Below are 19180 nucleotides of genomic sequence, written 5' to 3' on the forward strand. Positions count from 1 at the left end.
CAGGTTTTGGCACTGCAAAACCCGGAAATCAAAGGGAATCTTGTGGCTTAAGAATTTAATCGATTGAAGCTCTATTGCCCGAAAATGGCGCCAAGCTGGACCAAAGCGTGTCGCCACTGGCAGCGGTTGCCATTTATCTCCAGAGGTTGCACTATCCTGCTGCGGGGCGGGGTTGGGTTATGGCGGGCGCGCGTGACATCGATAAGACAGGCATGCGGAAACCGGCACCGCAATCCGTCGATTTCGACCTGTTGCCCACAGCGGTCGGACGCGAGCGGGATGACGCTGTCCATCCGGCGCCGCATGCGGAAAATTGGCGAGCATTTTACGGGCTTATCGCAAAGTGGCGGCTCGCGGTTCATGCCGCTATAGAAGAGGAAGGAGCCTTCGGCCACCCCTTCTATTGGGCGCCGGTATTTCTCGGCGCCGGCGCGGCCGCCTGGTTTGCATCCCCCACAACACCGTCCCAGACATATCTGATTGTCTTGGTAGGGATCCTTTCGGCAGCCTGGCTGATCGCTGGTCCATCGCGGCTGAAGCTGCGCGCGCCGATTGCGGTACTGGCATTGATCGCCACGGGAGCCCTGCTGGCGGCGTGGGAGACGCAACGAGCCGGCACCGTCATTCTCGACAGTTCGGTGACCACCACGGTGACCGGGATGGTCACGGAACGCGAAGCGGACGCCAATGGGCGCTGGCGATATACGATCCAGGTCGCCGCCACGGAAAATCCGGCACTGGAGCGAGCGCCCGACATCGTCAAGCTCACGGGGTTGGGCAAGGGTGAACCGTTTGCGCTCGGCGAGATCATCGAGGGCAGGGCGCGTTTGTCGCCACCCTCCGGTCCCGCGCTCGTCGGGCTCAACGATTTTGCCTTCAGCGCCTACTTCGAGGGAACGGGTGCGATCGGCTTCTTCTACGGCCGCCCGCTGACACTTGGAATGTGGGACGGCGACACAGACGTTGTCGAAGCTGTAACCGGCCGGCTGAATGCTTTGCGCGGGCAGATCAGCGAACACATCCGCTCCGTTCTACCCGGCGACACCGGTGCTTTCGCTGCTTCGATGGTCACCGACGACCGCCGGGCGATGAGCAGGGAAACCGCCGAGGCGCTCAGGCTCGCGGGGTTGACACATATCATCGCGATTTCCGGCCTCAACATGGCGCTCGCCGCCGGTATTTTCTTCATCGGCATTCGCGCTTTGCTGAGTCTCAACCAGGAAGTCACCCACCGCTATCCGGTCAAGAAAGTTGCCGCCGCTGGCGCGCTTCTGACGGTGACGGGCTACTATCTTATATCCGGGTTCGCGGTATCGGCGGAACGCGCCTACATCATGATGGCGATCATGCTGACGGCGGTGTTCTTCGGCCGCCCGTCGATCAGCCTGAGGAACGTTGCGCTTTCAGCGATCGTGATCCTGATCCTGTCGCCATCGGCGGTGATGGGACCAGGCTTCCAGATGTCCTATGCCGCGACCCTTGCGCTGGTGGCCGGCTATAGCCTCTGGCAACGCCGCCAGGCGCGTGATCTGCCATTTGCCGGCATACCTTTCATGAAACCCGCCCTGCCGGTCTGGGTATTCATGTCCGGCGTTTTCATGACCTCGCTGATCGGCGGCTTCTCGACGGCGCTGTTTTCCATTGAGCACTTTCATCGGATCGCCACATGGGGGCTTCCGGCCAATCTCCTCGCCATGCCGATCATTTCCTTCATCGTGATGCCCGCAGGTCTGCTGGCGCTGATACTCATGCCGCTCGGACTGGACTGGCTGCCGCTGCAGATCATGGGCCTCGGGCTCGATTTGGTCATCGCCATCGCCAAATGGATCGCGTCGTTCGAGGGCGATGCCGTCGTCGGGCGAATTCCGGGCTGGCTGTTCGTCGGATTGACGATTGCCTTCGTGATACTGGCCATCATGCGATCGAAACTTCGCTATGCCGGCGCCGGCCTTGCGATCACGTTGATGCTGCTCTATCTGGCTCTGCCCGCTCGGCCAAAACCCGATCTTGTCATCTATGAGGATGGCACGCTTGCGGGTCTATTGAGTGACAAAGGCATTGCCACGACCCGCACAAGGCCAACCGCCTTCATCTTGGAACAATGGCAACGCGCATTGCCTGTCGATCAGCACCTGCAGCCCGTGATGAATGCGGTGCCCGGTGACCTGGCAGGAAAGGAACGCTGGCGCCTCGATCCCGAGCAACTTGCGTCTGCCCGAAAGCTGATGAAGGCCGATCTCGTCAAGGCTAGTTCAGACCGCTTCACCTGCCGCAATGGGCTCTGGTGCATCGCCCGCGTGAAAAGTGGTGCGGTGATTCTCCAGACGGACATCAGCGGTTTGGTCGGTTCTGCCTGCGACATGGCCGACATCGTCATCACCGGCGCCCGTCTGAAGTGGACGGAATGCCGCTCTGGCGCGAAAATGTTCAGTGGCACAAGCCTGCGCCGGACCGGATCGGTTGAAATCTGGTTTGATCCGGCAAATTCACGTAAAATCAGAGTTATTTCCGCCTTTGGTATTGGCGAGCGATCGTGGTATACTCATCGCGTGTACGACTGGCGGAGTGGGCAATACGCCTACTAGGGGACCGTCGCGAGAGTAACGGCGATGAATCAGAAGACCAACGAAGGAATCGCGCGGAAGAAGAAGACGCAAACGGGATCGTCCGATACGACGGAAAACGATTTCCTCGACGCGGCTGAGCGTCAATTTGCCGAAAACGGTTATGCGGGCGCGAAAATCCGGGCCATCGCCGAAGAGGCCGAAGCCAATCTCGGGGCACTTCACTATTATTGGGGCAGCAAGGAAAGCCTGTTCCGCGCGGCATGCAGCCGCCGGATGCAGCCCGTCATCGCCGAGCGCATGCGCCGCTACGACGAATTTGCCGGCCGCGCGCCGACGGTCGAGGAAATCCTGCGGGCCTATTTCGAGCCGGCTTTCCTCAGCAACCGGGAGGATCCCCCCAAAAGGGCGCATTTCTGTCGAATCTACGCGCGTATCCTCACGGATCCCTCGCCTGAAGTGAAGACCATCATGGCCGAGATATTCAGTGAATGTACCGCGCGCTTCGTCACGCTGCTGCGCGGGACGTGCAAGCATCTCGACGACAACGCGTTCTACTGGCGCCTGCACTGCGTCTTCGGCGTCTTCCAGCACGCGGCGACCTATACCGACAATATCGGCATCCTCGCTGGCGGCAAGTTCGACATGACCGACCTCGACGCGGGTATCGACCGGATCATTCACTTCGTCGCCGCCGGCCTGAAGGCGCCGGCAATATAATCGATTCAATGGCTTGAGAGCCGTTGTTCAGGCTGGATGACGTAAGGTGAGGATATCGCATTCCGCGCCGGCCGGCAGGGCCTCGGCGTTTGGCGCACGCACGATCAGACAGTCAGCCCCGGCGAAAATCTTCATCTGCGACGAATCCTGCTTGCCAAAGGAATGCGCCTCCAGCATTCCGTCCGGCCGCCGTACGAGCCTCGCCCGCAAATAATCCTGGCGATGGTCGTTCTCGGCGAGCGCCATCGCCGCGACGGCCCTGGCGCGGCGTTCGGGTGGCGGCAGATGGGCCATGTGAGCGACGAGAGGTTCCAGGAACAGCAGCGAGCAGACCATGCTCGACACAGGATTTCCCGGCAGGCCGAGGACGCGGGCATCGCCAAGCGAGCCGACCATCAACGGTTTTCCCGGCCGCATGGCGATCTTCCAGAAATCCAGTTCCATGCCGATTGACTTGAGAACCGGCTGGACGAGATCATGGTCGCCGACCGAGGCGCCGCCAAGCGTAACTATAATGTCGGCTCGTGCTTCCTGCGCCTTGGCGACGGCACCTTCGATCTGGCTTCGGTCGTCGCTGACGATGCCGAGATAGAGGACATCCGCGCCGGCAGCCTTCGCCAGGGCCGAAACACCGTAGATGCTGGAGGCGACGATCTGGTCCGGCCCGGGCGCGGTTCCGGCGGAAACGAGTTCATCGCCGGTGGCGATGACTGCGATCAAGGGCTTGCGATAGACGGTGACCTGTGAACGGTTCATGGCCGCGGCGACCGTCACCCGGCCAGCATCCATGATCTCGCCGGCATTGAGGACGACTTCGCCTTCGAGAAAATCCTGGCCGCGTGGCCTAACATGCCGTCCCTCGGTCACGACGAAATTCGTCTCGATGATGTTTCCGTCGAGCCGTATGGCGTCTTCCTGCAAAAGAACGGCGTCGGCGCCCTCCGGCATCGGGGCGCCGGTAAAGATCCGCACGGCCTGGCCTTTGCCGACTGTGCCGGCGAAGCGACGGCCGGCGGCCGATTCTCCGATGACGTCGAGCCGCGTGCCAAGCGAAGCGACGTCTTCGGCCCGCAATGCGTAGCCATCCATGGCGGAATTGTCGAAGGGTGGTTGGGTGAGGCTGGCCGACACCGGCTCTGCCAGAACACGGCCGTCGGCATCGAATAGATCGACGGTCTCGGTTCGCGAAATCCTTGCCGCGCCGCCGATCAATCTGGCCAATGCATCTTCGACGGAAAGGAGAGCCATCAGTCTGCCTGTTGCTCTCTGATGTAGTCGCCGGATTTGCCGCCGGATTTGGTTTTCAAGCGGATATCGATGATCTCCATGCCCTTGTCTGCGGCCTTCGCCATATCGTAGAGCGTGAGGCAGGCGACCGAAACGGCCGTCAGCGCCTCCATTTCGACCCCGGTCTTGCCTTCGATCTTTACCGTTGCCTGCACCCGGAGGCCGGGCAGGGCGGTATCCGGCGTGATATCGACGGAAACCTTGGAGATCAACAATGGATGGCAGAGCGGGATGAGGTCGGAGGTCTTCTTGGCGGCCATGATGCCGGCGATCCGGGCGGTGCCGATGACGTCGCCCTTCTTTGCGTTGCCGGAGACGATCAGTTCGAGCGTATCCGGCCGCATGCGGATCGCGCCTTCGGCAACGGCGATCCGGACAGTCTCGGCCTTGCCGCCGACATCGACCATATGGGCCTCGCCCGCCGCATCGATGTGGGTGAGGTTCGACATGGCTATTCCGCTGCGGCAGATGCCGCTCCGTTGAGAAGGTCGAGCGTGGCCCGCGCGACATCGGCCTTGCGCATCAGGCTTTCGCCGACCAGGAATGTGCTGATGCCGGATCCCGCCAGGCGCCGGCAGTCGTCATGCGTGAAAATGCCGCTTTCGCCGACGAGCAGCTTGCCATCGGGCACCATCGGCGCCAACCTCTCGGAGACCGCGAGATCAACCTCGAAGGTGCGAAGATTGCGATTGTTGATTCCGACCAACTGAGATTTCAGCCGAAGCGCGCGCTCCATTTCGGCTTCGTCGTGCACTTCGAGCAACACGTCCATGCCGAGTTCGAAAGCCAAGTCCTCGAGCCGTTCGGCTTCGTCGTCCGCCAGGGACGCCATGATCAGCAGGATGCAGTCAGCGCCCCAGGCGCGCGCTTCATAGACCTGATAGGGCTCGAACATGAAGTCCTTGCGCAATGCGGGCAGCGCGCAGGTGGCACGGGCAGCCGTGAGGAATTCCGGTGCGCCTTGAAAACTCGGGGCATCCGTCAGCACCGACAGGCACGCCGCGCCCCCGGCTTCATAGGCGCGGGCGAGGGCGGGTGGATCGAAGTCCGGCCGGATCAGGCCCTTGGATGGGCTCGCCTTCTTGATCTCGGCGATTAGGCCGAAAAGTCCGCTCGATTGCCTGGCCCTCAGCGCATCGGCAAAGCCACGCGGCTTGTCGGCATCTCCGGCGCGCGCCTTGATCTCGGCGAGCGGCAGCGCCGCCTCTGCTGCCGCGATCTCGCGGCGCTTGTACTCTTCGATCTTCTTGAGGATATCAGCCATCTCACTCATCCGTTGGAAACGGCGATCAGCCTGTCGAGTGCGTTGCGCGCGGCGCTGCTCGAAATCGATTGCGAGGCCAGCGCGACGCCTTCGGTAATATCCTTCGCTTTGCCCGCGACCACAAGGGCCGCGGCGGCATTGGCGACCGAGACATTGCGATAGGCGTTCTCGGCGCCGTCGAGCACCGCTCTCAGTGCCGCGGCATTGTGCTCGCCGTCGCCACCCCGGATATCGTCGAGCGCGCAGGCCGGAAGTCCAAAGTCTTCGGGCGAAAGCGTGAATTCACGAATCTCGCCATTCTCGAGTGCGACCACATCGGTCTTGCCGGTCAGTGTGATCTCATCGAGACCGCTGCCATGCACGACCCAGACATGCTTCGAGCCGAGGCTTTTCAGCACTTCGGCGATCGGGCGCAGCCATTGCGGCGCGAAGACGCCGAGAAGCTGGTGCTTGACGCCCGCCGGATTGGAAAGCGGCCCGAGAAGATTGAAGATCGTCCGCGTGCCGAGTTCGACCCGGCTCGGACCCACGAACCGCATCGCGGTGTGGTGCGCCTGGGCGAACATGAAACCGATGCGGGCCTCGGCGATGCATTGGGCGATAATATCAGGTGCGATGTCGAGCTTGACACCGAGCGCGGACAGTGTGTCGGCGGTGCCCGATTTCGAGCTCTGCGCGCGATTGCCGTGCTTGGCGACCGGCACTCCCACACCAGCGACGATAATCGAGGCAAGCGTGGAGATGTTGTAGGTATGGCTGCCGTCGCCGCCGGTGCCGACGATGTCGATTGCGCCTTCCGGCGCCTCGACGGTCAGCATCTTCGAGCGCATCGTGGTCACCGCACCGAGTATCTCGCCGACCGTCTCGCCGCGCACCCTGAGCGCCATCAGGAAGGCGCCGATCTGGCTCGGTGTCGCTTCGCCGGACATCATGATGTCGAAGGCTTCCCGTGCCTCCTCAGTGCTGAGCGCGGAACCGGTGGCAGCCTTGGCCAGGTAGGGCTTGATATCAGCCATGACGTCGACGACCCCGATCCGGTTTAGCGTTGTACCATCAGCTGGTTGCCGAGCGTCTGGTTGATGGAGACGCCGTAGTCGGCCTTCAACTCCTCCACCAGCTGGCTCATGATCTCCTGGCCAGCGCTTTCGGCGAGTTGCTTGGCCTGGGCTGCCGATTCGTCGAGCGCATCGGTAGCAACATTCTCGTTGACTTCCTTGACCTGCAACACGATGCGGTTGTCGCTGCTTTCGTCCGCCGCGCTCGCGACATGGCCATTGGGACCCTCGAATGCCGCGGCGATCGCCGCATTGCCGAGAACCGCATCGGTCGAGCCGCGCTTGATGCCGGTCTTGCTCTCGACGGCGATCTTGAGGGATGTGGCGATATCGGCAAGCTTGGCACCGCCCTTCAATTGGGTCACGATCTCGTCGGCTTTCTTCGCCAGCGCCGCCTTCTGTTCGTCGGCGGTCCAATCGGCGACAGCCTTGGCCTTGACCTCTTCGATCTTGCGGTCGCGGGCCGGCGTCACGTCATTGAGTTCGAACCAGACGTAGCCGCCGTTGTCGAGGGTGAACGGCAACGGCTCGACACCGGTTTCGGTCTTGAAGACCTCGTTGACCAGCTTTTGGCCACCGGGAATATCCTTGACCTCGGCGTCCTTCATGTCCTTGCCCTCGGCGTCGATCGCATCGACCGTCACCGCCTTGAGCTTCTGCTGCTTGGCGGCTTCGGCGAGAGACGAGCCGGATGCCCTTGCATCCTCGAAACTCTTGTAGACGTTTTCGATTTCGTCATTCGCGAGCACAAGCGCCAGTTCCTTGCGGATTTCGTCCTTGACTTCATCGAGCGACTTGAGCGTCTCGGGCTTGATATTGGTGATGCGCATGATGACAGGTCCGATGAGGCCATCGGTAACCGCCGTCGTGCCGCCTTCCGTCTTGACCGCGAAAGCCGCGTCACCCATCGCCTTGGTCGGCATGGTCTTCTGCTGGAAATCGCCGAGAAGCACGTCGGTGGCGGTCTTGCCCTGCTCGGCGATAAGCTGGTCGAAGGTCGTGCCTGCCGCGAGCTTGGCGGCTGCCGCATCGGCGGCGGCCTTGTCGGCGAAGCTCAACTGCTCGATGGTCCGGGTCGCGGGCGTGCGGTAGCTGTCCTTGCGCTTCTCATAATCCTGGGCAACGGCGTCGTCCGATATGGCCGAGAGGTCGGCAATGTCGGAGGGCTCGAGCTTCACATAGCTGAACTTCCGGTATTCCGGTGCCTTGTATTTGTCCTTGTTGGTTTCGAACCACTTGGCGAGCACAGCGTCCGCCGATGGCTTGACCGGCTCGATATTGGCATTGGTCAGGATCAGGTAATCGAGCGCGCGGGTTTCGGCACCATAGGCGTTGAGCGCATCCGTCAGCGTCTTCGGCGGCTTGAAGCCATCCACCAGGGCGTCCGAGATCTGGCTCCGTATGGCACCGCTCGTCACCGTTTCGAGATAGTCGGCGTGACGAATTCTTGCGTTCTCCAGCTGCGAGATCATCACGTCGCGACTGAAGGCGCCGGTGACGCGATCGCGGAACGCGGGTTCCTGCTGGATGAGTTCGAGGATGCGATCTTCCGAAAGGCCGAGCTTCATGTCGCTTGCCAACTGATCGAGCGCGGCACTGGAAACGAGGCTGCTATAGACCATGTTTTCGGCGCCGAACATGCGCGCCTGCTCGAGCGTCAGCTGCGTGCCGAACTGCTGCGACAGCCCGCTGACGACATTGTTGAACGCGAGCCGGAACTCGATGTCGGATACCTTCTGGTCGCCGACCGCCACCACCGCGCTGGACGAACCGGCGAACATGGACGCTTGCACGCCCCATATGCCGAAGGCGCCGATCATGATGATCAGCAGGCCCTTCATGGCCCAGGTATTGGCGGCGTTTCGCAAAGATTGAAGCATTTCTTCCCCGGTCCGTTTCGTTATGTGTCTATGACCCGCAAACAGGCGCTTCCAGACCAGAGCGCCCATGGAAACAAGGCTTTTAGAGACGGTCGGGCGACCCGGCAAGCTGTTTTTGCAGCCGATGCCAAGGATAGGCCGGATGCCCATCGGCACCGTGGCTTTTAGGGACGGAGAATACAAAAGTATGACTATTGATCGTTTTTCGTCTTTACAAAAATACTATAGTATGATTTTTAAACCGCGCTGCGGGAGAGCAGCACATCATTGGGAGGTATTCATGAAATTCGTACAGGCACTTGCGAGTGCAACGGCGCTTGCTGTCACCATGTTTGCGGCGACGGAAGCCAGCGCCCTAACGGTCGGCTTTTCGCAGATCGGTTCCGAGTCCGGCTGGCGCGCTGCTGAAACCACCGTCACCAAGCAGGAAGCGGAAAAACGCGGCATCGACCTCAAGTTCGCCGATGCGCAGCAGAAGCAGGAAAACCAGATCAAGGCGCTCCGCTCCTTCATCGCCCAGGGCGTGGATGCGATCTTCGTAGCACCGGTTGTTGCCACCGGTTGGGACGACGTTCTCACCGAAGCCAAGGACGCCGGGATTCCCGTCATCCTCCTCGACCGTACCGTCGACAGCGACAAGGGACTCTACCTGACGGCCGTCACGTCGGATCTCGTGCACGAAGGCAGTGTCGCCGGCAAATGGCTGGTCGACGAAACCAAGGGCAAGGATTGCAACGTCGTCGAACTTCAGGGCACGACCGGCTCTTCGCCGGCCATCGACCGCAAGAAGGGCTTCGAGCAGGCGATCGCCGATGCCAAGAACCTTAAGCTCATCCGCAGCCAGACCGGCGACTTCACCCGCACAAAGGGCAAGGAAGTCATGGAAAGCTTCCTGAAGGCGGAAGGCGGCGGCAAGAACATCTGTGCGCTTTACGCCCATAATGACGACATGGCCGTCGGCGCCATCGAAGCCATCAAGGAAGCCGGTCTCAAGCCGGGCACGGATATCCTCGTCGTCTCCATCGATGCCGTACCGGATATCTTCAAGGCGATGGCTGCCGGCGAAGCGAATGCCACCGTCGAACTGACGCCCAACATGGCCGGCCCGGCCTTCGACGCGCTCGACGCGTACCTGAAGGACAAGAAGGAGCCGCCGAAGTGGATCCAGACCGAGTCCAAGCTCTACACCCCGACTTCGGAAGACCCGATGAAGGTTTACGAACTCAAGAAGGGCCTCGGCTACTGATCGACTGCCACGCGCGCCGCAGGGAGAAATCCTTGCGGCGCATGGCGATGTTGCTTTGCCCATGCCGCCTTATATGCTCGCATGTGCAGGGATGCGGACAGGCAGGGGGAGCTTGCAGATGCCTGACGGCCAGACGGAAATATTGAGCGCGACCGGCGTATCGAAGCAGTTTCTCGGCGCAAGAGCGCTGGATGGCGTCGATTTCTCGCTCCGCCGTGGTGAAGTGCACGCGCTGCTCGGCGAAAACGGTGCCGGCAAATCCACCCTGATCAAATGCCTGACCGGTGCCTATCGCCGCGATACCGGAAGCGTTGTCCTCGATGGCGTCGCGATCGACCCGCGCAACACGTTCGAAGCCCAGAAGTTGGGAATCGGCACCGTCTACCAGGAGGTCAATCTCCTCGACAATCTCTCGGTGGCCGACAATCTCTATCTCGGCCGCCAGCCGCGACGGTTCGGCCTGACACGAACCCTCGAGATGCACCGGTTGTCGCGCGCATTGCTCTCGCAATATGGGCTCGACATCGATCCCGGCGCGGCCCTTTCCAGCTTTTCCGTCGCCGTGCAGCAGGTGATCGCCATCGCCCGGGCGGTCGATCTTTCGGGAAAAGTGCTCGTCCTGGACGAGCCGACGGCAAGCCTCGACAAACATGAGGTCGAACTGTTGTTCGGCATCATCAGGGATCTGAAGCGGCGTGGGCTGGGTATCATCTTCATCACGCATTTCCTCGAACAGGTCTATGCGATCTCCGACCGGATCACGGTGCTGCGAAACGGCAGGCTGGTCGGCACCCGCGATACCAACTCGCTCGAGCGCAAGGATCTCGTCTCCATGATGCTCGGGCGAGAACTGAAGGAAGAAACCAGCCACGGCATTGCAACCGTCAGGGAAGCCAAGGCACCGAGATTCAAGTTCAAGGGCGTTGCACGCAAGGGACATATCGAGCCGTTCGATCTCGATATCGCCGAGGGCGAAGTGGTGGGACTGGCGGGCCTGCTCGGATCGGGTCGGACCGAGACCGCTGAAGTCATGTTCGGCCGCAAGCCTGCCGATCAGGGATCGATCGAAATCGACGGCAAGGCCGCAACGATCTCGTCACCCCAGGCTGCAATCGCCGAAGGTTTCGGTTTTTGCCCCGAGGACAGAAAGACCGACGGCATCATCGGCGACCTCTCGGTGCGCGAGAATATAGCGCTGGCGCTGCAGGCCCGGCGCGGTTGGGCCAAACCGATCTCGCGTGCCGAGCAGAACGAATTGGCGGACAAATATATCAAGGCGCTCGATATCCGCACCGATGGCCGGGAAAAGCCGATCAAGCTGCTCTCCGGCGGCAATCAGCAAAAGGCAATCCTCGCCCGCTGGCTGGCGACGGACCCGAAGCTGCTCATCCTGGACGAGCCGACGCGCGGCATCGACGTCGGTGCCCATGCCGAGATCATCAAGCTGATACGCGAACTCTGCGCCCAGGGCATGTCGCTCGCGGTCATTTCGTCGGAACTGGAAGAGCTTGCCGCTTATAGCTCGCGCATCAGGGTGTTGCGCGATCATCACCATGTCGCGGAACTCAGCGGCGAACAGATGACAGCAGATATGATTATAGATTCGATCGCGCAATCTCACGATGGAGCGGCGCGCGCATGACCAGGAATTGGCCTCCCATATTGGTCCGGCTCTTGCCGCAGATCATCACGCTGATCGTGGTGCTTGTCCTCAACGTCCTGTTGTTTCCGGATTTTTTCAACATCTCGATCCAGAACGGCCGCCTCTATGGCAGCATCATCGACGTGCTCAACCGTGGCGCACCGGTGGCGCTGGTCGCGGTCGGCATGACGCTGGTCATCGCCACCAAGGGCATCGACCTGTCTGTCGGCGCGGTGGTTGCAATCTGTGGTGCGACTGCTGCGGCGGCCATCGTTGCCGGTCATTCGGCGTTCTACGCCGTTGTCATGGCGCTGGGCGTCGGGATTGCCTGCGGCCTGTGGAACGGATTTCTCGTCGCGTTCCTCAATATCCAGCCGATCATCGCCACGCTGGTGCTGATGGTCGCCGGGCGCGGCATAGCGCAGTTGATCACCGAGGGTGCGATCCTGACCTTCACGGATGAAGGCCTGGTGTTCATAGGCAGCGGCCGCGCGCTGCTGATGCCCATGCCCGTGGTGATCTGGGTCGTCTTCGGGCTCGCGGTCACGCTGCTGGTGCGCCGAACGGCGCTCGGCATGCTGATCGAGGCAATCGGCATCAACCGGCAGGCAAGCCAGCTCTCGGGCGTCCGCACCACGGCATTGTTGATGACGGCTTACCTTCTGGCCGGCCTCTGCGCGGCGATCGCGGGTCTCATCGTGGCCGCCGATATCAAGGGCGCGGATGCCAACAATGCCGGGCTGTGGCTGGAATTGGATGCGATTCTGGCGGTCGTGGTCGGCGGCAATTCGCTGCTTGGCGGCCGGTTCAGCATATTGGGCTCGCTTCTCGGCGCCGTGATCATCCAGGCGGTGAACACCGGCATCCTCACCTCCGGCTTCCCGCCGGAATACAATCTCATCATCAAGGCCGTGATCATCGTGACGATCCTGATTATCCAGTCGCCGCGAATCGGTGACCTCTCCGCCGTCTTCAAGCGAAGCCCTTCGGATACCAGCGCAGACAAGGGCAAGGCATGATCAAGTCGAAATACCTGCCGCTGATCGCCACGACGCTGATCTTCGTGATCGCCTACGCGCTTTGCTATCTGCAGTTCCCCAATATCCTGTCGACGCGGGTCATCGGCAACCTGCTGACCGACAATGCGTTTCTCGGCATTGCCGCGCTCGGCATGACCTTCGTCATCATTTCAGGTGGCATCGATCTCTCGATCGGTTCGGTGATTGCGTTTACCGGCGTCTTCCTCGCCGTGATCCTGCAGAACACCTCGATCCATCCGCTCTTCGCATTCGCGCTTGCCCTGGCGATCACCACGGCCTTCGGGGCGCTGATGGGCGCGATCATTCACTATCTCGAAATGCCGGCATTCATCGTCACGCTTGCCGGCATGTTTCTCGCCCGCGGCATGTCCTTCGTTCTGTCGATCGATTCCATCCCGATCGTGCATCCGTTCTACAAGACCTTGAAATCCCTCTACTTCAAACTCCCGGGCGGTGGCCGCATCACGCTGATCGGCGGGCTGATGATCCTGGTTTTCCTGGTTGGAGTCTTCATCGCCCATCGCACCCGGTTCGGCACGAACGTCTATGCGCTGGGCGGCGGTACGCAGACGGCGCGGCTGATGGGTGTGCCCGTCGCACGCACGACGATCGCGATCTACGCGCTGTCGGGCTTTCTAGCGGGCCTGTCAGGCATCGTCTTTTCGCTCTACACATCGGCCGGATATTCGCTCGCAGCCGTCGGCGTCGAACTTGATGCCATCGCAGCGGTGGTGATCGGCGGCACACTGTTGACGGGTGGGGCGGGTTTCGTCGCAGGCACGCTGATCGGCGTTCTCATTCAAGGGCTAATACAGACTTACATCACTTTCGATGGCACTCTTTCGAGCTGGTGGACGAAAATTGTGATTGGTCTCTTGCTCTTTGCCTTCATTCTTATGCAAAAAGGCATATTGCTCGCTTCGAAGATCGAACGAAATGCCTGAGGGGGAGGCGGAGCCGATGCGCAGGGGTGTTTTGGAGACGGCGCTTACCGGGCGCAAGACGAGAACCAGCCACGCGCAGGTGGTGGATGAACTCGGCCGCGAAATCATATCCGGGCACTATCCCGTCGGAATGACGCTGCCGGGCGACTTCGAACTTGCACAACGCTTCCGGGTTTCGCGCACGGTCTTGCGGGAAGCGATGAAGACCTTGGCGGCCAAGGGCCTGATCGTGCCCCGCGCCCGGATCGGAACCAAGGTAACGCCGCAGAATCAGTGGAACCTCTTCGACAGCGACGTCCTGACCTGGTACTTCCACAAGGGCGTTGATCAGCCATTCCTTCAGCACCTGACGGAAATCCGGCTTGCGTTCGAGCCTTTCGCCGCGAGCCTGGCGGTGGAAAATGCCGATGATGACGATATCAGGCAGCTCTACGAACTCGCTGACGAGATGGGCAATCCAGCCCACACGCCTGCCACGCTCGCTGTCGCCGACCTTAAATTCCATCTCGCGATCGCCGAAGCATCGAGAAATCCATTCATGCGCACGGTTGGCAGCCTGATCGAGGCGGCCCTCGTCGGCATCTTCAAGCTGAGTTCGCCCGAGGCCAACGAGAACCGGACCGCCGAGGTCGCGGCGAGGCATCGCCTGATCGTCGATGCGATTGCAAAGCGCGACAAGGAAGGGGCGGCGCAGGCGATGCGGAACGTGATCATGGAAGGCCGTGACAGGGTCGGTTCGGTGCTCGGTTGAGCTTTCGATCAAGCAGGCCCGTGCAAACGCACTGACCACACAGGCCTTTTTCGCGCCACGCCTTGAAGATTGCGGCCCGTGCCTTTAGTTTACGGCACAATTGCAATTGGCTGCCAATCTGTGACCGAAATCATCGTCATCTTCTTTCTCCTGCTCCTCAATGCCTTTTTTGCCATGTCGGAGCTGGCGATTGTCTCCGCAAGCAAGCCGTTGCTGCGGCAAAAGGCCAAGCAGGGAAACACTCGGGCCGCCGCCGCACTCGCCCTGGCCGAGGATTCGGGAAACTTTCTATCGACGGTCCAGGTCGGCATTACGCTGGTTGGCATCCTGGCTGGTACCTATGGCGGCGCCTCGATCACGGAGAAGCTGGGACCCGTACTCAATGCCTACCAAGTCATCGCACCCTATGGGCATGCGTTGGCGGGCGCGATCGTCGTAGCCCTCATCACCTATTTCTCGGTGATCATCGGCGAGCTCATCCCCAAGCAACTGGCGCTGCGCAATGCCGAGGCCATCGCGATGATCGTCGCCTTGCCGATGTCGATCCTGTCGAAGATCACCGCGCCGGTCGTCTACCTCTTCGAAACGTCGGCGCGCGTGCTGATGCGGCTGCTCGGCATCAAGGGCTCGGACGGTGAGGAAGTCACCGAGGCCGAGGTGCATGCGGTGCTGGCGGAAGGTGCCGAGAGCGGCGTGTTCGAGAAGTCCGAGCATGAAATGCTCCGCCGGATCATTTCGCTTGCCGACCGCTCGGTCAAATCGATCATGACCCATCGTACCGAGATGGTGGCGATCGATATCAACGACAGTTGGGAAGAAGTCATCGAGGCGGTACAATCGGCAGGTCACTCCCGCTATCCGGTGATCGATGGCGACAACGATACCGTCGTGGGCGCGGTGCGGGCGAAGAACATTCTCCGGGCTTCGCTCAGCCCGAAAAACTTCCACATGAAGGACTATGTGGAGGAGATACCCAGCGTCCCCGAGATGACGACCTGCCTGAAGGCGTTCGAAATCTTCAAGAGTTCCAACATCCACATGGCTGTTATCGTCGACGAATATGGTTCGACAGAGGGCATTGTCACCTCCGCGGACCTGCTGGAAGCCGTGATCGGCATTCTTCCGTCGAATTACGACGATGTCGAGGATATCGCCATCCGTGAGCGCGACGACGGCTCCTGGCTGATCGACGGCCGCACGCCGATTCATGAAATGCAGCTGACCTTCGGCCTCGACCAGCTGAGCACCGATGATGGCTATGAGACGATCGCCGGCTTCCTCGTCCAACAGCTGCGCAAGAATCCGGTCGAGGGCGATAAATTCGAGTCCTTCGGTTATGTCTTCGAGGTCATCGATATGGACGGCCGCCGGATCGACAAGATCCTCATGGCGCGGGCCAGGTCCCGCCAGTCGAGCAGCGACGCCGCGTGAGTTGCGCAATCGAACGCCACGCGATAATCGAAATCCGGAATAAATCGGGAGAATCGGCATGAGTGATCGCGTTCTTGCGGTGGTGCTCGCCGCGGGCGAGAGCACGCGGATGAAATCGACGAAATCCAAGGTGCTGCACACCGTCGGCAACCTGCCGATGATCACCCATGTCATGATCGCGCTCGAGAAGACGGGGGTCACCGATGTCGCTCTTGTCGTCGGCCGCGACGCCGGTCCGGTGATTGCCGCCGCCTCCAGCGGTTCGCTCAAGGTCACGCCCTACGAGCAGAAGGAACGCCTCGGAACCGGACACGCCGTGCTTGCCGCGAGGGACGAGATCGCCAAAGGCTACGATCAGGTCATCGTCGCCTATGCCGACGCGCCGCTGATCGAACCGGGGCCGCTTGCCGAAGCCCGCGAAAAGGTCCGTGCAGGCTTCGACGTGGCGGTGATCGGATTCCGCGCCGACAAGCCAACGGGCTATGGGCGGCTTCTGGAGGCGGATGGCGAGCTTGTGGCGATCCGCGAGGAAAAGGACGCCACGCCGGAGGAGCGCAAGGTGACGCTCTGCAATTCCGGCCTGATGGCAATCGACGGCGCCAAGGCGCTGGCGCTGCTGGGGAAAATCACCAATAACAATGCCAAGGGCGAGTATTACCTCACCGATATCATTGAAATCCTGCGTGGCGAGGGCGGCAAGGCCGCCACCGTCGAAGCGCCGCTGGATACAGTGGCGGGCTGCAATAACCGCGCCGAACTCGCCGAACTCGAAGCAATCTGGCAGCGCAAGAAGCGCCATGAGCTGATGATTTCGGGCGTGACGATGATCGCGCCGGAGACGGTGTTCCTCTCCTACGACACGGAAATCGGCCAGGATACGATAATCGAGCCGAACGTGGTCTTCGGACCCGGTGTTGTGGTGGAGCCCAACGCTGTGATCCATGCGTTCTCGCATCTCGAAGGCGCCCATGTCGCTTCCGGCGCCAATGTCGGCCCGTACGCGCGGCTGCGTCCGGGCGCCAACCTGCATGCGAATGCCAAGGTCGGCAATTTCGTCGAGATCAAGAAGGCCGAGATCGGGGAAGGCGCCAAGGTCAGCCATCTCACCTATATCGGCGATGCCACGATCGGGCCGCGTGCCAATATCGGCGCCGGCACTGTGACCTGCAATTACGACGGCTTCAACAAGTTCGACACCGTCATCGGCGCCGAAGCGTTTATCGGCTCCAACTCCTCGCTGGTGGCGCCGGTGAACATTGGAGAAGGCGCGCTGACCGCATCTGGCAGCGTCATTACCGAAGACGTGCCCGCCGGAGCCGCAGCCTTTGGGCGTGCCCGCCAGACGAATAAGCTCGGCTATGGCACGGAGATAGCGGCGCGCAACAGGGCGCTGAAGGAATCGAAGAAGAAAACCTAGCGGCGTTAACGCAAGCAACCGAAAGTGATGGCGCATGCGTTGCGATGCGGCATAATTCGGGTAAGACGCAAACTATCGGAAATTTCGGGGGTCGTTGCATGTGCGGCATTGTCGGCATCGTCGGGAATCATTCAGTCGCTCCTAGACTAGTCGATGCGCTCAAGCGGCTCGAATACCGGGGCTATGACTCCGCCGGCGTTGCAACCGTTCACGACGGCCAGCTCGATCGCCGCCGCGCCGAAGGCAAACTGGTCAACCTGGAGCGCAGGCTCGCCGACCAGCCTCTCGACGGCAATTCCGGCATCGCACACACCCGCTGGGCCACGCATGGCGCGCCGACCGAAGCCAATGCGCATCCGCATTTCACCGATGGCGTTTCCGTCGTCCATAACGGCATCATCGAGAATTTTGCCGAGATCAAGCACGAACTCGCTCTAGAAGGCGTGACCTTCAACACCCAGACCGACACGGAAGTGGTGGCGCAGCTGCTTGCCAAGCATCTTCGCAATGGCAAGACGCCCCGCGGCGCGGTTGAGGCAATGTTGAAGCGGGTCACCGGCGCTTATGCACTGGCGATCCTGTTCCGGGACGAGCCGGGCAAGATCTACGCCTCCCGTTCCGGTCCGCCATTGGCGATCGGCTATGGCAAGGACGAGATGTTCCTGGGTTCCGACGCGATTGCGCTGGCACCTTTTACCAACCAGATTTCCTACCTCAATGACGGCGACTGGGCCGTGATCACCGTTGGTTCGGCCGAGATTTTCGATGTCGACGGCACGCCGGTCAAACGGCAGCGCCAGCAATCGACCGCCACCTCCTTCATGATCGACAAGGGCAATCACCGGCATTTCATGGAAAAGGAGATCCATGAACAGCCGGAATCGATCTCGCACACGCTGGGTCACTATATCGATTTCGCCGAAAGCCGCATCAAGCCGGTCGACGGCATCGATTTCGCCAATATTTCCAGCCTAGCTATCTCTGCCTGTGGCACTGCCTATCTGGCGGGCCTCACGGGGAAATACTGGTTCGAGCGTTATGCGCGGCTGCCGGTCGAGATCGATGTCGCCTCCGAATTCCGCTACCGGGAAATCCCGCTGAACCCGAACTCCGCTGCGCTGTTCATCTCCCAATCGGGCGAGACGGCCGATACGCTGGCTTCACTGCACTATTGCCGCGAGGCGGGTTTGAAGATCGGCGCCGTCGTCAATGTCCGTGAATCGACGATTGCGCGCGAATCCGATGTCGTGTTCCCGATCCTGGCTGGCCCCGAGATCGGCGTCGCCTCGACCAAGGCCTTCACCTGCCAGCTGACAGTGCTGGCGTCGCTGGCGATCCAGGCGGGCAGGGCTCGCGGCACGCTGACCGCCGCCGCCGAAAAACAGATCGTCAAGCATCTCGCCGAGATGCCGCGCGTCATGGCCAAGGTGCTGAATACGATCCAACCCCAGATCGAGACGCTCGCTCGCGACCTCTCTAAGTTCAAGGACGTGCTCTACCTCGGCCGCGGCACCAGCTTTCCGATCGCCATGGAAGGCGCGCTCAAGCTCAAGGAAATTTCGTATATCCATGCCGAGGGCTATGCCGCCGGCGAGTTGAAGCACGGTCCGATCGCGCTTATCGACGAGAACATGCCGGTGATCGTCATAGCACCCTATGACCGGTTCTTCGAAAAGACGGTGTCGAACATGCAGGAAGTGGCGGCACGCGGCGGCCGGATCATCTTCATCACCGACGAGAAGGGGGCGGCCGCCACCGATCTTCCCACCATGGCGACGATCGTGCTGCCAGAGGTCGATGAGGTCATCCATCCGATGATCTTCACGCTGCCGATCCAGTTGCTTGCCTATCACACGGCAGTTTTCATGGGCACCGACGTCGATCAGCCGCGCAATCTGGCAAAATCCGTCACCGTTGAATGATAGGTTCTTGTGCAACG

General features: G+C 61.0%; 15 protein-coding genes. 10 read left to right on the forward strand and 5 right to left on the reverse strand.

Features of this window, described 5'->3' with window-relative positions:
• Window positions 1-212: 212 nt before the first annotated feature.
• Window positions 213-2585, forward strand: a complete 2373-nt coding sequence (locus ACSQ26_RS10475; RefSeq protein ID WP_436008479.1) for a ComEC/Rec2 family competence protein — start codon at window positions 213-215, stop codon at window positions 2583-2585.
• 24 nt (window positions 2586-2609) lie between these two features.
• On the forward strand, window positions 2610-3284 hold the full coding sequence (locus ACSQ26_RS10480; protein ID WP_436008481.1) for a TetR/AcrR family transcriptional regulator: 675 nt from the start codon (window positions 2610-2612) through the stop codon (window positions 3282-3284).
• A gap of 27 nt (window positions 3285-3311) precedes the next feature.
• On the opposite strand, the gene ACSQ26_RS10485 is transcribed toward ACSQ26_RS10480, so the two are convergent.
• From ACSQ26_RS10485 to ACSQ26_RS10505, 5 genes are read right to left on the reverse strand one after another with little or no spacing between them, the layout of a single operon-like run.
• Entirely contained in the window at window positions 3312-4532 is a 1221-nt protein-coding gene (locus ACSQ26_RS10485) for a molybdopterin molybdotransferase MoeA (RefSeq protein ID WP_436008483.1), read from the reverse strand.
• The gene (gene moaC / locus ACSQ26_RS10490) at window positions 4532-5020 is read right to left on the reverse strand and encodes a cyclic pyranopterin monophosphate synthase MoaC (protein WP_436008485.1); all 489 of its coding nucleotides are present in this window, start codon (window positions 5018-5020) and stop codon (window positions 4532-4534) included. Before moaC ends, ACSQ26_RS10485 begins: the two co-directional genes overlap by 1 nt.
• A 2-nt stretch (window positions 5021-5022) precedes the next feature.
• A complete protein-coding gene (gene trpC / locus ACSQ26_RS10495; RefSeq protein ID WP_436008487.1) occupies window positions 5023-5835 on the reverse strand; it encodes an indole-3-glycerol phosphate synthase TrpC in 813 nt (270 codons plus the stop codon).
• Between the two features lie 5 nt (window positions 5836-5840).
• On the reverse strand, window positions 5841-6851 hold the full coding sequence (gene trpD, locus ACSQ26_RS10500; protein ID WP_436008489.1) for an anthranilate phosphoribosyltransferase: 1011 nt from the start codon (window positions 6849-6851) through the stop codon (window positions 5841-5843).
• Between the two features lie 23 nt (window positions 6852-6874).
• Window positions 6875-8770 carry a SurA N-terminal domain-containing protein gene (locus ACSQ26_RS10505; protein ID WP_436008491.1) on the reverse strand — a complete coding sequence of 632 codons (1896 nt, stop codon included), beginning with the start codon at window positions 8768-8770 and terminating at the stop codon, window positions 6875-6877.
• A gap of 280 nt (window positions 8771-9050) precedes the next feature.
• Here ACSQ26_RS10505 and ytfQ point away from each other — a divergent pair, with 280 nt between their 5' ends.
• The 8 genes from ytfQ (at window position 9051) to glmS (ending at window position 19163) form a co-directional block, all read left to right on the forward strand.
• Window positions 9051-10016: a galactofuranose ABC transporter, galactofuranose-binding protein YtfQ gene (gene ytfQ, locus ACSQ26_RS10510; protein ID WP_436008493.1), complete on the forward strand. Its 966-nt coding sequence runs from the start codon at window positions 9051-9053 to the stop codon at window positions 10014-10016.
• A gap of 118 nt (window positions 10017-10134) precedes the next feature.
• Entirely contained in the window at window positions 10135-11658 is a 1524-nt protein-coding gene (gene ytfR, locus ACSQ26_RS10515) for a galactofuranose ABC transporter, ATP-binding protein YtfR (RefSeq protein ID WP_436008495.1), read from the forward strand.
• The gene (locus tag ACSQ26_RS10520; RefSeq protein ID WP_436008497.1) at window positions 11655-12677 is read left to right on the forward strand and encodes an ABC transporter permease; all 1023 of its coding nucleotides are present in this window, start codon (window positions 11655-11657) and stop codon (window positions 12675-12677) included. Before ytfR ends, ACSQ26_RS10520 begins: the two co-directional genes overlap by 4 nt.
• Window positions 12677-13642 (forward strand): galactofuranose ABC transporter, permease protein YjfF, encoded by a 966-nt coding sequence (gene yjfF / locus ACSQ26_RS10525; RefSeq protein WP_436015199.1) that lies wholly within the window; start codon window positions 12677-12679, stop codon window positions 13640-13642. Before ACSQ26_RS10520 ends, yjfF begins: the two co-directional genes overlap by 1 nt.
• A 16-nt stretch (window positions 13643-13658) precedes the next feature.
• Window positions 13659-14393, forward strand: coding sequence for a FadR/GntR family transcriptional regulator (locus tag ACSQ26_RS10530; RefSeq protein ID WP_436008499.1), 735 nt, complete (start codon window positions 13659-13661; stop codon window positions 14391-14393).
• Between the two features lie 120 nt (window positions 14394-14513).
• Window positions 14514-15824, forward strand: a complete 1311-nt coding sequence (locus tag ACSQ26_RS10535; protein ID WP_436008501.1) for a hemolysin family protein — start codon at window positions 14514-14516, stop codon at window positions 15822-15824.
• 58 nt (window positions 15825-15882) lie between these two features.
• Window positions 15883-17241, forward strand: coding sequence for a bifunctional UDP-N-acetylglucosamine diphosphorylase/glucosamine-1-phosphate N-acetyltransferase GlmU (gene glmU, locus ACSQ26_RS10540; RefSeq protein WP_436008503.1), 1359 nt, complete (start codon window positions 15883-15885; stop codon window positions 17239-17241).
• Between the two features lie 98 nt (window positions 17242-17339).
• Window positions 17340-19163, forward strand: a complete 1824-nt coding sequence (gene glmS / locus ACSQ26_RS10545; RefSeq protein WP_436008505.1) for a glutamine--fructose-6-phosphate transaminase (isomerizing) — start codon at window positions 17340-17342, stop codon at window positions 19161-19163.
• The last annotated feature ends 17 nt before the right edge of the window (window positions 19164-19180 follow it).

Origin of the sequence: Rhizobium sp. LjRoot254 (assembly GCF_964254105.1) — a bacterium.
Taxonomy (GTDB): domain Bacteria; phylum Pseudomonadota; class Alphaproteobacteria; order Rhizobiales; family Rhizobiaceae; genus Rhizobium_E.

Coding starts and splice junctions, on each gene's coding strand:
- ACSQ26_RS10475 (WP_436008479.1), top strand. CDS start 213: ATGCGGAAACCGGCACCGCAATCCGTCGATTTCGACCTGTTGCCCACA.
- ACSQ26_RS10480 (WP_436008481.1), top strand. CDS start 2,610: ATGAATCAGAAGACCAACGAAGGAATCGCGCGGAAGAAGAAGACGCAA.
- ACSQ26_RS10485 (WP_436008483.1), bottom strand. CDS start 4,532: ATGGCTCTCCTTTCCGTCGAAGATGCATTGGCCAGATTGATCGGCGGC.
- moaC (WP_436008485.1), bottom strand. CDS start 5,020: ATGTCGAACCTCACCCACATCGATGCGGCGGGCGAGGCCCATATGGTC.
- trpC (WP_436008487.1), bottom strand. CDS start 5,835: ATGGCTGATATCCTCAAGAAGATCGAAGAGTACAAGCGCCGCGAGATC.
- trpD (WP_436008489.1), bottom strand. CDS start 6,851: ATGGCTGATATCAAGCCCTACCTGGCCAAGGCTGCCACCGGTTCCGCG.
- ACSQ26_RS10505 (WP_436008491.1), bottom strand. CDS start 8,770: ATGCTTCAATCTTTGCGAAACGCCGCCAATACCTGGGCCATGAAGGGC.
- ytfQ (WP_436008493.1), top strand. CDS start 9,051: ATGAAATTCGTACAGGCACTTGCGAGTGCAACGGCGCTTGCTGTCACC.
- ytfR (WP_436008495.1), top strand. CDS start 10,135: ATGCCTGACGGCCAGACGGAAATATTGAGCGCGACCGGCGTATCGAAG.
- ACSQ26_RS10520 (WP_436008497.1), top strand. CDS start 11,655: ATGACCAGGAATTGGCCTCCCATATTGGTCCGGCTCTTGCCGCAGATC.
- ACSQ26_RS10530 (WP_436008499.1), top strand. CDS start 13,659: ATGCGCAGGGGTGTTTTGGAGACGGCGCTTACCGGGCGCAAGACGAGA.
- glmU (WP_436008503.1), top strand. CDS start 15,883: ATGAGTGATCGCGTTCTTGCGGTGGTGCTCGCCGCGGGCGAGAGCACG.
- glmS (WP_436008505.1), top strand. CDS start 17,340: ATGTGCGGCATTGTCGGCATCGTCGGGAATCATTCAGTCGCTCCTAGA.